General features: G+C 49.7%; 14 protein-coding genes. 4 read left to right on the top strand and 10 right to left on the bottom strand.

Annotated features, from left to right (window positions below; translation table 11 throughout):
* Nucleotides 1-23: 23 nt before the first annotated feature.
* Both J5A52_02360 and J5A52_02355 read right to left on the bottom strand, forming a co-directional pair.
* Nucleotides 24-197, bottom strand: a complete 174-nt coding sequence (locus J5A52_02360; GenBank protein QUB37908.1) for a hypothetical protein — start codon at nt 195-197, stop codon at nt 24-26.
* 345 nt (nt 198-542) lie between these two features.
* On the bottom strand, nt 543-914 hold the full coding sequence (locus J5A52_02355) for a hypothetical protein (protein QUB37907.1): 372 nt from the start codon (nt 912-914) through the stop codon (nt 543-545).
* Nucleotides 915-1,014: 100 nt separating this feature from the next.
* On the opposite strand from J5A52_02355, the gene tgt reads away from it, so the two are divergent.
* Entirely contained in the window at nt 1,015-2,259 is a 1,245-nt protein-coding gene (gene tgt, locus J5A52_02350) for a tRNA guanosine(34) transglycosylase Tgt (protein QUB37906.1), read from the top strand.
* Here tgt and J5A52_02345 read toward each other — a convergent pair whose 3' ends face one another.
* A complete protein-coding gene (locus J5A52_02345) occupies nt 2,260-2,946 on the bottom strand; it encodes a queuosine precursor transporter (protein ID QUB37905.1) in 687 nt (228 codons plus the stop codon).
* A 69-nt stretch (nt 2,947-3,015) separates the two neighbouring features.
* Here J5A52_02345 and J5A52_02340 point away from each other — a divergent pair, with 69 nt between their 5' ends.
* A complete protein-coding gene (locus J5A52_02340; protein QUB37904.1) occupies nt 3,016-3,564 on the top strand; it encodes an NUDIX hydrolase in 549 nt (182 codons plus the stop codon).
* Between the two features lie 47 nt (nt 3,565-3,611).
* Here the strand turns inward: J5A52_02340 and J5A52_02335 are convergent, their stop codons facing one another.
* Nucleotides 3,612-4,298 carry an HNH endonuclease gene (locus tag J5A52_02335; GenBank protein ID QUB37903.1) on the bottom strand — a complete coding sequence of 229 codons (687 nt, stop codon included), beginning with the start codon at nt 4,296-4,298 and terminating at the stop codon, nt 3,612-3,614.
* 36 nt (nt 4,299-4,334) lie between these two features.
* Here J5A52_02335 and J5A52_02330 point away from each other — a divergent pair, with 36 nt between their 5' ends.
* Nucleotides 4,335-6,833: a M1 family metallopeptidase gene (locus tag J5A52_02330; GenBank protein QUB37902.1), complete on the top strand. Its 2,499-nt coding sequence runs from the start codon at nt 4,335-4,337 to the stop codon at nt 6,831-6,833.
* A gap of 220 nt (nt 6,834-7,053) precedes the next feature.
* Here J5A52_02330 and J5A52_02325 read toward each other — a convergent pair whose 3' ends face one another.
* From J5A52_02325 to J5A52_02310, 4 genes are all read right to left on the bottom strand, one after another.
* Nucleotides 7,054-7,278 carry a YraN family protein gene (locus J5A52_02325; protein QUB37901.1) on the bottom strand — a complete coding sequence of 75 codons (225 nt, stop codon included), beginning with the start codon at nt 7,276-7,278 and terminating at the stop codon, nt 7,054-7,056.
* Between the two features lie 11 nt (nt 7,279-7,289).
* Nucleotides 7,290-7,877 (bottom strand): ribonuclease HII, encoded by a 588-nt coding sequence (locus J5A52_02320; GenBank protein QUB37900.1) that lies wholly within the window; start codon nt 7,875-7,877, stop codon nt 7,290-7,292.
* Nucleotides 7,878-7,983: 106 nt separating this feature from the next.
* On the bottom strand, nt 7,984-8,505 hold the full coding sequence (gene rplS, locus J5A52_02315) for a 50S ribosomal protein L19 (GenBank protein ID QUB37899.1): 522 nt from the start codon (nt 8,503-8,505) through the stop codon (nt 7,984-7,986).
* 225 nt (nt 8,506-8,730) lie between these two features.
* Nucleotides 8,731-10,353, bottom strand: a complete 1,623-nt coding sequence (locus J5A52_02310) for a type II/IV secretion system protein (protein QUB37898.1) — start codon at nt 10,351-10,353, stop codon at nt 8,731-8,733.
* Between the two features lie 53 nt (nt 10,354-10,406).
* Here J5A52_02310 and J5A52_02305 point away from each other — a divergent pair, with 53 nt between their 5' ends.
* Nucleotides 10,407-10,943: a TrmH family RNA methyltransferase gene (locus J5A52_02305; protein ID QUB37897.1), complete on the top strand. Its 537-nt coding sequence runs from the start codon at nt 10,407-10,409 to the stop codon at nt 10,941-10,943.
* A 64-nt stretch (nt 10,944-11,007) separates the two neighbouring features.
* Here J5A52_02305 and dnaE read toward each other — a convergent pair whose 3' ends face one another.
* Entirely contained in the window at nt 11,008-14,706 is a 3,699-nt protein-coding gene (gene dnaE, locus J5A52_02300) for a DNA polymerase III subunit alpha (protein ID QUB37896.1), read from the bottom strand.
* 71 nt (nt 14,707-14,777) lie between these two features.
* A complete protein-coding gene (locus J5A52_02295) occupies nt 14,778-15,071 on the bottom strand; it encodes a hypothetical protein (protein QUB37895.1) in 294 nt (97 codons plus the stop codon).
* Between the last annotated feature and the right edge of the window lie 42 nt (nt 15,072-15,113).

Genomic DNA, 15,113 nt, shown 5'->3' with positions numbered 1-15,113 from the left:
TCATGTGCAGCAATAAAACGCAATTAAAAAAACCGCCAACTGGCGGATCGTCGCATTCCATCTGCCTGTAATCCAATTCGGCAAACGCCGCGAGTCCAACTATAGTACGCCCGCTCGCCCGTCCAACGCTCTGCAGCGCGCTTTCGGAGCAAACGGAGCGACACTATAGCCGAACCGAGCGTAAGAGAGTTTATCATAAACCACTTTATATAATTGTTCAACTCCCTCATTTCTATTATATCATATCATGCTATATATGAAGAGTGCCCAGGGATTGTACGCCCCCCTGGGCCTTAGCGTTGACCGCTTAGCGCTTGTACTAAACTCTCCGAGCGAGCCCAAGCAACGAGCGGTTCCATGACTTGAGAGTAGAATCAACCGGCGCAAGGATGACGAGCGCTAACTCTCGTCATCCTTGCGCCGGTCATGCCGGCGTGGCAGCATTAGCGCAATGAGCACCAGCATCGCCACCACGCCGGAGACAGCAGCAGTATAGATAGGAAGCATATGCACCTCCTCTCCTTTCACGCTTCAGAAACGTTTTACAGCCAGGTGGCGTACCTGACTGTGACAAAACGACGCAAGCGCGCGCCAAAGAACGCGCGTCGCGCGGCTATGATGTCATCATAGCCGGCACGAACGCCGGCGGCAACAATATGACCTGCTCGCCTGAGCGGGTCATATTGAATATTCCAATACCCGTCCTGGACGGTATACATGCCGTCCAGGCGAGTAGAGCATTTCACGCTATTAAAATTTATCCACGTTGTCCATTGCTCATAAATAATCTCTCTGTCCTCGCTGAGGGTGAGGCGAAGAGAAATCTCTTCGCTGCTATTCGCAGCAAGAGCGAGAGTAAATCGTGAAAGGCTCGGCCCCTCAATGATACGCGCAGAATACAGCGTAGTAGACATAAAGCCCCTTCTCTCAAAGTTCCTTGCTGCCAATTAGCAGCAACACGCCTTACTATATCGTATCCCATCTACCGGCGCAAATACGCTATACTATATGCTCATGGATATTGCGCTTACTTTTAATATTACTCACCGTCTGCCCAGCACGCTGGCGCGGGCGGGTGTCATTCATACGCCACATGGCGAAATTCGCACACCAGCGTTTATTGTAGGCGGTACCAAAGCAACAGTGAAAGCGATTACGCCTGAGCAAGTTCGCAACTACGGCGGACAGGCGGTACTAGCAAATACATATCATTTAATGCTGCGACCGGGCGCAGACATTGTACGAGCTGGCGGCGGGCTGGGTGCATTCATGAACTGGAGCGAACCAACATTTACTGATAGTGGCGGGTTTCAAGTATTTAGCTTGGGGATCGCATACAAAAAAGGTATCGACGCGGTAGCACACACGCAGAAAGGTAGCGCCAAGTTGGCAGTAGCATCACACAACCAGCTGGTAAGAGTAACAGACGAGGGCGCAGAATTTCGCTCGCATATCGACGGCGCGAAACTGCTAATGACACCAGAGTCTTCGATGGAGCTGCAACATGCAATCGGCGCGGACATTCACATGGCGTTCGATGAGTTGACTGCACCGCTCGCCTCACACGAAACGATTGTGACAGCAATGAATCGGACGCACGCCTGGGCGGAGCGCTGTTTGAAACGCCACTCAGATCTTAATGCTGAGCATACAGAGCGCGGCGAAAATTTACAGGCACTTTACGGCGTCGTACAAGGTGCGCGCGACGAAGCCTTGCGACGCAAGTCAGCCGCATTTTTAGGCGCACGCAAGTTCGACGGTTATGGCATCGGCGGCGTATTTGAGCCAGGCGAAATCTCAAGCGTCGTTCGCTGGGTGTGTGAGACGCTGCCAGCAGAGAAACCGCGCCATTTGCTCGGTATGGGGTCGCAGCCAGCGGATTTATTCCTGGGTGTGGAATATGGTATCGATACATTTGATTGCGTAGCGCCAACCCGCCAAGCGCGCAACGGCGCGCTCTACACGCTCAATGGTCGCATCAATATTAGCAACGCGCGCTTCAAAGCAGATTTTTCACCAATTGACGCCGCATGCGATTGCTATACCTGCCAGCATTACACTCGCGCTTATGTCAATCACTTATTCCGCGCCGATGAAATTCTAGGCGCGACGCTCGCAAGCATTCACAATGAGCGTTTCGTCGTGCGAACAGTCGACCAAATTCGCGAATCAATCATTGACGGCACATTTTTTGCGTTCAAACAACAATTCCTGGCACGCTACTACGGTGATAAACTACCGGCAGGCGTACCGTTATAGTTAGTCCAGCAAGTGCTTTGCGGGCAATTCGTACACATCGGTTTTTTCGTGCTGTTTAATGGCGTAGATAAAACGCATCGTCACGGGCGAAATGATAATCTCCACTGCCATTTTGATCGCGAACACCGTCGCAATCAACTGTACAAGCGATACGAATGGCATCGTACCAATAAATGCAATGACACTAAACAAAACTGTGTCGACTGAATCGCCCACCGCCGAGCTACCGATCAGCCGCAGCCACAAGCCACTCCCCTTGGTCTGTACTTTGGCGCGCGCCATCACGTATGCGTTCAAGATTTCACCGAAAAATAGCGCAACAAGCGACGCCGCAACGATACGCCATACCACACCAAGCGTTAAATCATACGCCGCTTGGTTCGTCCAATCAGCGCTCGCCGGCAACACCTGCACTAACCAAAAGGTCGCCGATGTCAGCAGCATCATCGCCACGCTAATGACAATTAGCCGGCGCATCCGCCGAAACCCGTACACTTCGGTGATGATATCACCCGCGATATACGCCAGCGGAAACAGCACTGTACCAGCGTCAAACACTAACGGACCAACGGCAATAATCTTCGTACTAGCAATATTGCTCACGATAAGCGTTGTGAGAAAAAGCGCCGCGAGTACATCATAAGCGGAGAATGATTTTTTGCGTTTGCGTGTAAGAAAATTAAACATGGTAGAAATTATACTGCATAGAGCATGCTTCAAGCAAAGTGTACCCATTCAGCGTGATACACTATTTACATGATCAAACCATGGAAATTCATCGCGCGAAAACATATTTTTCAACATCCGCGCCTACAGCTCGCCGAAGATACAGTCGCCCTGCCAAACGGTAAAGAAATATCCTATTTACGCGAAGCACCAGCAAAAACGCATAGTGTCGCCATCATCGCAATAAACGCCGACGGACACATTTTATTGCAAAAAGAGTATAGTTATCCGCCGAATACAGTACTCTGGCAACTTCCCGGCGGCGCGATAGAATCAGGCGAAAGTATTATTGACGCTGCCCGCCGTGAATTAGCGGAAGAATCAGGGTTTACTGCAAATAGCTGTACGGTAATCGGTAGCTACTATTTGAACAATCGCCGCTCCGACCGCAAACAGTTTGTTATAGTGTGCAGAGATCTGCGAGAGGAAACACTTCCATCAGACGATGAGGAATTTATCGAAAGCGTATGGACAGACCGCGCAGAAATCACACGCATGGTTGCGGCAGGTGAAATTGAGAATATCACACTGCTTGCAGCGCTGCAGTTATATGATTCGTTCAATAATTCCGCTTTATAATTTATCTATTAGTCAATTTACTTAACTGCATACCTAACCTCACAGCCTTACGCCGGCACAATCTGCTCTGGACACGACGATAATACGCGCGCCATGGCGGCTTTTTCCGGCTCGGTGACCCAGAGCGCGTACTTTCGCTTGACGGCAATTTGGCGCGCAATATATTGGCAGCGAAACGGCTTGTTGCTTGGCAACCACGTTGCAGCATCGCCATCGCCTTTTTGCTGATTCGCTGGACCGTCTACCGCCAGCAGCTCCAGCGGATCGTTTGCTAACTGCACGCGGCGCTCAGCAGAAAGCTGCTGCGCGCCCGTTTGCCACGCATTGCTTAGTGCTACCACATGGTCAATCTGCACCGCCGCGCTCGTCGATGCGCCGCGCGCAAACGCGATATCTTTGCCAGTATATGGATCGTTCAATGCGCCCGTACGAACCTTGCACTTATCATCTTCTAATATAACGTCTTTCAAATCACGCTGCAAAATCAAATTTCGCGTATCGCAATCACCAAGCTTCGCCCATCCATCGCCGAATTGCGCCCGCTTATAGCCGGTCTTTGGCGCGCGACCCTTCACCGGCAATGTCTCCAGTACCACACTCGCTAACTCGCCACCGCCGCTTCGTTGCTGTGGCGTCGCGATTAGCTGCGACTGCGGTATCGTTTGCACAATCCATGCCGCTAGTGCCGCCAAGAGTGCTATCACTGTTATTACTCGTCGCCGTCGTTGCCGCATATGCTTAGTATAACGCATCTCTGTTATACTAAGCATATGAACCGATTATTTTCTCAATTTATTCCCGAACATTATACAATTCAATGGAATCTGTCGCACGCACGCGACAAACGACGCATCACTGGTACAACGATTATCGTTGGGCAACAAGTTGTCGACGGTACGATTCGCCTGCATGCGAAAGATTTGAACATATCGCGCGTGCTTGTGAATCAGCAGGAAGTATCGGAGTTTTTTGCCAAAAACGACGAGTTGATTATTCCCCATCCAGGCGCAAATCAGGTGACGATTGCAATTGAATTTTCGCTGCGCCTGACAGATGCCATGCATGGTATTTATCCTTGTTATTTCAAAGTTGACGGCAAACAGCGCGAGCTTTATGCTACACAGTTCGAAAGTCATCACGCCCGTGAGGCCTTTCCATGCATCGACGAGCCGGAAGCCAAAGCAACATTTGATATTTCACTCGTATCAGATCAACCAATATTGCTCAGCAACATGCCAATCGTTTCGCAGCAATCAGACGTCACAACTTTTGCAACTACGCCTCGTATGAGCACATATCTTGTCGCATTCGTTGCAGGCGATTTACAGCGCGCTACCACGCGTACCGCAAGCGGCGTCGAAGTAAATGTATACGCCACGATGGCACAGCCCACCGCTAGTCTCTCATGGGCGCTTGATCACGCAGCGCGGACGATTGACTTTTTTAATGAATACTTCGGCGTACCATACCCATTGCCAAAATCCGACCATATCGCTCTGCCTGATTTTTCGAGCGGTGCGATGGAGAACTGGGGGCTTATCACATATCGCGAGATCGCACTGCTTGCCGACCCCGCCACTGCTAGCGTATCAAGCAAACAGTACATTGCTACAGTCATCGCGCACGAGCTCAGCCATCAGTGGTTCGGCAACCTCGTCACGATGAAGTGGTGGAATAATTTATGGCTCAACGAGAGCTTTGCCACGCTGATGGAATACTTAGCAACCGACGCACTCCACCCCGAATGGCGGCAGTGGGATGAATTTGCTAGTAACGAAGGCGTTGCTGCGCTACGCCGCGATTGCATTGACGGCGTGCAACCCGTACAAGTTGATGTGTCAAGTCCAGCAGAAATCAGCGCGCTGTTTGACGGCGCAATCGTTTACGCCAAAGGAGGGCGCTTGCTACGCATGGTACAAACTTGGATCGGAGACGACGCGTTCCGCCGCGGCTTAACTGATTATTTCACCAAATTCCAATACGACAATACAACTGGCGATGACTTGTGGCAATGCTTCAGTGCTGCCAGCGGCAAAGATGTTGGCGCGCTTATGAATACGTGGATTTCGCAGCCGGGCTACCCCGTCGTGCGGGCAACGCTTGCCGACGGCAAACTCACACTCTCGCAAGAGCAATTTTTCGTCGGACCGCACCAGCCGAACAACCGCCTGTGGCCGATTCCACTCGGCGCAAACGACTCGCGCATACCAGATATACTCGCCGACGCGTCCGTCGCCGTATCATACGCCGGCAGCGACATGCTACTACTAAACGCCGCGAACACCGGACACTTCATCACGCTGTACGACGATGAATTGCGTGGACGAATTATGCGCGAAATTTTGGCGGGCACACTTGAGTCATCGGTGCGTGCACAATATCTAAACGAGCAACTACTTCTGATGCGCGGCGGGCTGTTGCCAAGCAGTACGCTCGTCGATTTATTATCCGTCTACAAAAATGAGTCCGACCAAAAAGTTTGGGAAATCATATCGCTCGCATTGAGCGAACTTAAAAAATTCGTTGATCGTGATACGGCTGCCGAGCATATGCTGCGCACTTTTGCCGCAGACTTAGCACGAATGCAATATACGCGCCTAGGCTGGAGTATGGCGCAAGGCGAGCCTGAACAGGACACTAAGCTTCGCGCTATCGCCATCGGTTGCATGCTGTACGGTGAAGATGTCGACGCAATCCGCCAGGCGCGCGAGTTGTACCACGCTAACACGCTAGAGCAGCTTGATGCTGAGTTGCGACCGCTTATCATCGGCGCTGTTGTCCGCAATGACCAACAACCGCACAATATCGTCCGCACACTGCTTCAAGCATACGAAGACTCCACATCCGCCGAGCTACGCAGCGACATCGCATCGGGTGTCACCGCCACACGCGACTATAGCGAGTTAAAACATCTGACCCGTCTGCTCACCAACACGCGCGTTATTCGCAGCCAAGATACTATACATTGGTTTGTCGATTTATTGCGCAACCGCGAAGGGCGCGAACTCGCTTGGAAATGGCTGCGTGACAACTGGAAATGGATCGAGAAGACTTTCGCCAGCGACAAAAGCCACGATTACTTCCCGCGCTACGCCGCTAGCTTGTTAATGACGCGCCAACAGCTCGCCGAGTACCGCGAGTTTTTCACGCCGCTGCGCAACGACCAATCGCTCGTACGCGCCATTGACATGGGGCTATTAGATCTTGAAGGAAAACTTGATCTCATCGACCGCGACGCGCCAGGGGTGATTGCTGCGTTGTCACGGTGATTTTGCGAAAAACTAACACGGAATTTCTTTCTACCTCGCCACAACTTATCATATTCACTTCACAGGTGCGCGCCTATGCCAACAAACCCAAAAACTGATCCATCTCAACGATTTGCTGCACACATGGCGGCTCGCCAGATATATCCGCCGCGAGCAAATGAACTTCGCACTTGCCAAAATGTGGATTCTGCGCCGAGAACAGCTCCGCCGCAAACCGAATCTACCATTGCTTGCGTAAAGTAGTTGCCGCCAGACCATCACCATGAACAGTGTTTTTGCAGTACTTTACCTCAGTAAAATATAATTTACCGCCATCACGGCGCGATACGACGTCAACCTCACGCCACTTCATGCGCCAATTACACATCACATCACATCTCATGCCTATCAGCAGCGAGCTTTTCTGCGACGGTCGCTTCACCTGTATTGCCAATAATTGCGACACACGAGGTTCATTTAGAACGGCGTTCGCGCTTGATATTTCGCTAGCGGCGCGAAGCTCAACCGATGCAATGGCGTTACACCAAATTGCTCAATCGCAACCCGATGTTTTGCTACGCCGTAACCCGCATTACTGCCAAAACCATACGCAGGATAACGCGCACCTTGCTCAGCCATGTAGTTATCCCTTGCAACTTTCGCGATAATTGATGCCGCCGAGACACTCGGGACCAGCAAATCTGCCTTCTTTATCGTCGTCACGAACCGCCCTTTGCTCGTATCTCGCAGAAAGTTCACCGTCCCGTCAATGATAATTTCGTGATAACTCGCACCAGTTTTATCAACCGCTTCAACTGCCCGACGTGTTGCCAGACATAGTGCCATACTCAAACCAACATCGTCAATTTCCACCGCACTCACCCAGCCCAAACCATAGCCAGCCGCTCGTTTGCGAATCTCAATATATAATGCCTCACGCTGTTTTTTCGTCAGCTTTTTACTATCCGTTAAACCATCAATTTGCGCGCCACCAAGCGCCACCGCACCAACCACCAGTGGTCCCGCCCACGACCCGCGTCCGACTTCGTCGATGCCAAGAATCATAATATTATTGTAACAGGTCATCGTGACACACCACTGTTTATAATTGCGAAAAATCCCCATAGCTAACGCTCAGGGGATTTTTCGCTAAGAAAATCGTACGAAGAAACTATACTTCTTTATGCCGCGCTGCGACCTCCGCCGCCTTAGCATCAAGTTCGGCTTGCTTCGCATCTTCCGCGGCTTTCTTCTCGGCAGCCGCTTTAGCCTTCTCTTCTTTCAGACGCTCCGCCTCGGCTTCGGCATGCTCATCGCGAATTGCATTAACAGCCTCGCGATCAAACTGTACAGCAGTCAAGCGAGCCGATTTACCGCTACGCTGGCGCAAGTAGCTAAGGAAGTTACGGCGAACCTTTGCGCGACGCACAACCTCAACTTTTTCAACTAGTGGACTATGTAACAAAAACGATTTCTCCACACCAATACCGCTCGCGACCTTGCGTACGGTAATGCGACTCGTGTGTTGCCCCTTGTTATCAGTACGAATCACTACACCTTCAAACATTTGAATGCGCTCTTTGCTACCCTCTTTAATTTTTTGATGCACGCGCACCGTATCACCGCTACGCACATCAACGACTTGGGCTTTTTTCTGCTCGTCGTTCACCTTTTGAATCAGTGCAAAACTCATGTCTCTCTCGCTTATATCATTATTAGTACAATCAGTTATTAATTTTAGCACGAAATGTCGAGGAGAGCAAGCATTACACACCCTGGGTACATTAAACTAAAACGAAACACCCTAGTAAAATTAGATAGTAGTAACAACTAATCAAAGAAGGAGATGTCCCGTATGTCTACCATACCAAACTTTGCTAGCAATAAGAAATGTTAGGTTAATGTACCTAGGGTTTGATTATATAACTCGTCCAATCTCTTCTAATGTCGTGTCGCCGCGGAGCGCAGCCAGCACGCCGACTTGTTCCAATGTCAACATACCTTCAGCTTTGGCAGTTTGTTCAATTGATTCTGGATGGATATCTTCAACATCGCCGCGAATATATTTCTGGATTTCCTCGGTCACGATTAGCTGCTCCATAATCACAATACGCCCCCTATAACCAAACGGCGCGTCATTACTGGGCTTCGGCCGCCACAACTTAAACGTATCTAAATCCGGACACTCAACATTAGCTGGTATACCTGCCAACACGCGCTTCACATAATTACGCGTCGCCTCGTCCGGCTCGTATTCTTCTTTCGTCGTATCGACCAACCGACGCACTAAGCGCTGCGCGATCACCAAGCGAATCGCACTTGAGAAAATCGGATTCACGCCAATCATATCAATCATACGACTAAACGCCGCACTCGTTGAATTTGCGTGAAAGCTTGACAGCACCAAATGCCCCGTAATCGACGCCTGAATCGCGGTGCGCGCTGTGTCGGTGTCGCGAATCTCGCCAACCATCACGACGTCCGGGTCAAGACGAAGCACGCTGCGCAGCCCGTCCGCGAAACTCTGCCCATGCGTCGTGTCGATCGGAATCTGCGAAATGCCACTCAAACTGTACTCAACCGGATCTTCAAGCGTAATCAGCTTGCGGTCAGAAGTATTCAACGCATTCAACACACTATAGAGCGTTGTCGATTTACCGCTGCCTGTCGGTCCAACCATCAGCATAAGTCCGCGCGGATGACTCACCACTTCGTCGATTTCACGGCGCTGGCGCGGCGGTATGCCTAGCAAGTCTAAGTTCAGCAAACTCTCATCAAAGTTGAACAAACGCAACACCGCGTCTTGTCCATACACCGTCGGCACAGTCTCAACGCGGATGTTAAGCAAGTGCGTGCCCTGTTCGGTCGTAATTTCACGCTGCATGTGCCCCGACTGCGATTGATATGCCGCCGTACTAATACCGGCACGACTCGCAAGTTCGCCCATAATCACACGGTAACGATCGCGCTCCAAATGTGCTACCGGATGCAACGCACCATCCACACGCAGACGTACACGAATGTTATCGCGCTCATTTTCAATATGAATATCACTCGCACCTAATCGATCTGCCTGTTGAATAATAAAATCAAACAGGTCACTACTCGTCACTGTATTAAGCGTTTGGCTAACTTGCGCAATCGTATCGCTATCGCCCTCTTTGGCGATTTTAATATCCTGATACTCAGTAGGGCGCGGCGGGTCATAGCGCAACATAAGCGCGCGGTAGCCACTCAAACTGATCAGCGAAAATTGAATCTGATCACCGCGTTCTTCGTACTGGCGACGCATGACTTGCAGCACTGACTGCGGTGTCTGCGACGTCACGCCAAATTGATACATCACTTCGTTGCCGCCTCGCACCAGCGGTACAATTCGGTCCTGATGCATTTGCTGCACTGGAAGTATATCTTTGACGAGCGGAATTGCATGCTCTAACTCGCGCGTATCTAAGTATGGCAGCCCTAAAATCGCCGCACGGCGCTGCGTGGCGCGCTCGTCTTGTTCACGACGTCTACGCTGGATTTCTTCTTCGTTCACTAGTGCTAGTATAGCAAAAAACTTATGGTTTTGGCGAGTGCTACAATAAAAGCATGAGAGAGGTTATCGTAATCGCGCACAATATTCGTTCAACATACAACGTAGGAGCAATTTTTCGCACCTGCGAGGGACTAGGTATCCGCCAAATTATCATAAGCGGCTACACGCCATATCCCGACGTATCACTCACCACCGCCGCACCAGCCTGCGCATATAGCGACGGCGAGATTCACCAGACTGATCTGCGCTTACCGCACATCCGCGAAAAAGTTACAAAACAAATTCATAAAACAGCGCTTGGCGCCGAAACAATCGTGCCGTTTGAGCACTGCGATGCACCGGATTTTAGCGAGCTGCGGGCAAACGGCTATCGGATCGCAGCACTTGAGCAAGCAGAAAATTCGATCAATCTCGCAGACTACCAAGCACCCGAAAAACTTGCGCTATTACTCGGTGAAGAGGTCTACGGTGTACCAACAGAACTGCTATGCCAAGTTGACGATATTATTGAAATACCAATGTATGGACAAAAAGAGTCGTTCAATGTGTCGGTAGCAGCAGGAATTGCGCTATACGAATTAACAAAATAACAGTCCTAGTTCTTACTTATAGCTGATATCAGCACAAAAAATACAACGCACTGACCAAGCTCTATTACTTTATCGCCACACACTCGTCACCAAGGATTCGTACCAGACCATCATGCAACTCGTGCTGCGCATCAACGCGAAACGGCAATCGAATCGCGCGCGACTTATCGCCACCTAGCACCATAATAATATCGTTTTGTCCAGGGTATTTGCCACATAGCTGCTTGAGCGCCAACAGTGAATTGTGATCGTTCGGATTCGCTATTTTGACATAAACCGTTTTAAGAGCAGATGGCGTCACAGATGTGACTGCTTTTGGTGTTTTTGCCGCGACAGAACCACTTGTTACGCCCACATTCGCCTTTTTAGGATAACGCTTTTGTTTTACTGTCGCGCGACCTGTCGGTGTAACCATTTTACGACCATGGCTTTGGTATTCATTCAGTTCCTTGTCGGTTACGACACTAATTTCATCAGCAATCATTTTCGCTTCGTCAGTCATATTACCATCGCGATCGCGCGCGCTAATCTTTCCAGACACTTTCAGCACGGCATCTTGCTGCAGTTCATCACCAAATTGCTCGTACAGACGCGGAAACACAATCACTTCGCTCTCACCAGTTTTATCTTCCAGCCCGACAAACGCCATTTTCGTACCCGATTTCGTGACAATCGTGCGCACTGTCGACACCAATCCACCAATTGTCACTTGCTGTCCGTCAATGTTTGGCGTGCAGTTACGCAGCGGAATCGTTTGTTCCTCAAAAAACGAATCATAATTATCGAGTGGATGCGCCGAAATGTACAGCCCGAGTAGTTCGCGCTCCCACATCAGCTGTTCCTTTGGTGTATGCTTCACCGGCGCGGTTTTTAGTTCAATTGACGGCATCAGCTTGTCACCACCAAGCGCTGCAAACATATCAACCTGACCGCTCAAAGCTTCTTTTTGTAATTTACTCGCAAACGCTAAAATCGCGTCAAGATTGAACAGCAAGTCACTTCGGTCTCCCAGATCATCAAACGCGCCCGCCTTAATTAGCGACTCCCACGCTTTACGATTCACCTTACTCGTGTTTACGCGTTTTGCAAAATCCTCTACACTTTTGAATAAACCGCCAGCATCGCGCGCACGAATAATTTCTTCAACCGCACCAATGCCGACGCCCTTCACCGCAGCCATACCAAAGCGCACCTGTTTTGCTGCCGGTACGACCGCGAACTCAACGTATGATTGGTTAATATCCGGACTGAGCACTTCCATACCCATGTGCTTGCACTCGGTAATTTCTATTGCCAAGCGATCAATATCATCGTGGTCACTCGTCATCAATGCCGCCATAAATGCGTCGGGATAATGCGCCTTCAAGTATGCTGTCCAATATGCAATCAAACCATAACACGCCGCATGCGACTTATTGAAACAATAGTTCGCAAACTCCTCTAGCTGGCTCCAAAATGTCTCCGCCATTTCTCGCGTCGCTCCACCGACTTTTACTGCACCCTCCACAAACTCCGGCTTCACTTTCATCATCAAGTCAATTTTCTTTTTACCAACCGCTTTACGCAGCGTGTCCGCCTGTCCACCCGTAAATCCACACCACTCTTTAGAAATCTGCATAAATTGCTCCTGGTACACCAAAATGCCATACGTATTTTCGAGCGAATTGCGCATACCTTCATGCAAGTAGGTGATTTCCTCTTGTCCGTGCTTACGACGAATAAAACTATCAATAAATTGCATCGGCCCTGGACGATACAAAGCCACCATAGCGATAATATCCTCAAAATGTGTCGGCTTAAGTCCACGCAGATAGCGCTTCATACCAGCGGACTCAAGCTGGAACACGCCTGTCGTGTCACCGCGTTGGAACAACTCATACGTCTCTTTATCATCAAGCGGCAGTGATGCTAGGTCAATATTTTCTTTGTACACTTTGCGAATAATACGCATCGCATTGTTAATAATAGTTAAGTTTGATAACCCAAGAAAATCCATTTTTAATAGCCCCAGTTCCTCAACCTCGCCCATCGGAAACTGCGTTGCAACCACGCCTTTTTGCGCCATTTCTAGCGGAATATAATTAACCAGCGTATCCGGCGCAATCACCACGCCGCAAGCGTGCACGCCATGACTACGAATTGTCCCCTCTAGCTGAATCGCATAATCAAGAACTTTCTTAGCAGTCGGATTGTTTTCGTATTCATTTTTCAAATCAGCATCATCAACGATACTCTTACTCAAAGGTATGTGGCGACCCTGCGCCGGCGGTGGCACCAATTTTGCAAGTCGATCGCTTTCGGCATATGGTACTTCTAGTACACGTGCTACATCGCGCACCGCCATACGCCCAAACATCTTACCGAACGTCGCGATATTACTAACGTGATCTTCTCCGTATTTATTTGCACAATATTGAATTACTTCATCGCGACGCGTATCCTGAATGTCAACATCAATATCAGGCATCGAGATACGGTCAGGGTTGAGGAAACGCTCAAATAGCAGTCCGTATTTCAGCGGATCAAGATCAGTAATATTAAGTGCATATGCCACAATTGAGCCCGCTGCGCTTCCTCGCCCTGGACCAAATACAATCCCCTGAGACTTGCCCCAGTTGATAAAGTCTTGCACGATTAAAAAATAGCCCTCATATCCCATGTTCGCCATAACGCCAAGCTCCATCTCAACACGCTCGCGCACCTCAGGCGCGAGGATTGCTGCAATGTCGTCAACTGTCATCGACTCAACTTCGTCGGCAGTTTTGTCATTATAGCGGCGCGCCAAACCTTGATAGACGAGCTTGTGTAAATATGAATGCTCGCTTTCGCCATCGGGCAGCGGATATTTCGGAATTAAAATCCGCCCTAATTCAATTTCAACATTACATCGATCAGCAATTGCCTTAGTGTTTGTAATTACCTCAGGAAACTCATCGCCCCAATGATCAATGATGTCGCGCGGGTCAGTCAAATGCAACTCAAAATCTTTCAAGCTCATACGTTTTTCGTCGCTCAAATATGCGCCCGTGCCGACGCACAGCAGAATCTCATGCGCATCCTGGTAGGCATGCGTTAGATAGTGTCCATCGCAGGTCACGACCATTGGAATAGCAAGTTCTTTTGACAGCTTAATCAATCCTTCGTTAATTTTTGCCTGCACATCCCAATGCGTGTTTGATTTCGGATGACCGTGATCCTGCAACTCTAGGTAATAGCGGTCGCCAAGTACTGATTTATACCACGCAGCAATTTCTTTAGCGCGCGCGTAATCATCTTCCTTCAGCGCCACACCGATTTCACCGCTAGCACAGCCGCTCAGTACGATCAAGCCTTCGTTTAGCTCTTCAAGTAAATCGTGATCTATGCGAGGCTTGTAGTACATGCCCTCAAGGTTAGCACGCGTTGATAGCTTCATCAAATTATGAAAACCAGTGTTATTCATCGCAAGCACAGTCAAGTGAAAGCGCTGCTTATCTTTTGCAGGATCGCGGTCAAAACGCGAGCGCGCCGCCACGTACGTCTCAATCCCGAGAATCGGCTTGATGCCGGCAGCTTTAGCGGCTTTATAATATTCTAAGATTCCGCTCATCGTGCCATGATCAGTCACCGCCGCTGCTTCCATGCCGAACTCTTTCACCTTATCAACCAAATCGCCGATGCGCGTCAGTCCATCCAGCACCGAATGATACGTATGGTTGTGCAGGTGAACAAAATCGCTCGGCTGCAATGATTCCACCGCCTGTTTCGTCTGTGTACTCCCCATAGATTACTTTTCATTATACCGCTTTTGCCTGGCGGTTTCACGAGCTTCTTTGTAGTAAAATCAACGATACTTTAGTGGCGCGCCTGCACGATTCGTACGATTTCATCAACAAACCCTGCGATGCCCGGAATGAATTGTCCTGTTAGATTCAGCAGCCAAATAGCGCCCGCAATCAGCACTGTGCCGCCCAGCACCGATCCAAGCCCGAAAAATATGCCGCGTATAAAATTAAATTTATAAACCTGCGCCCGGTTCGTATTAAAGTCGTTAAACAAATCCTCAAGCACGCCCTTGCGCGCACCGACTTCGTTATCATGCGCGATTTTCTGGACGATCCGTTTCACGATATTTTGTTGTTTTGTCATAGCCCTAGTGTACGCGAAATGGATCGTTTTCACAATAAAATG

The organism is TM7 phylum sp. oral taxon 349, assembly GCA_018127705.1.
Lineage (GTDB): Bacteria > Patescibacteriota > Saccharimonadia > Saccharimonadales > Saccharimonadaceae > Saccharimonas.
Note: the sequence above shows the minus strand (reverse complement) of the source record. Positions and strands in the feature narration are given on the sequence as shown.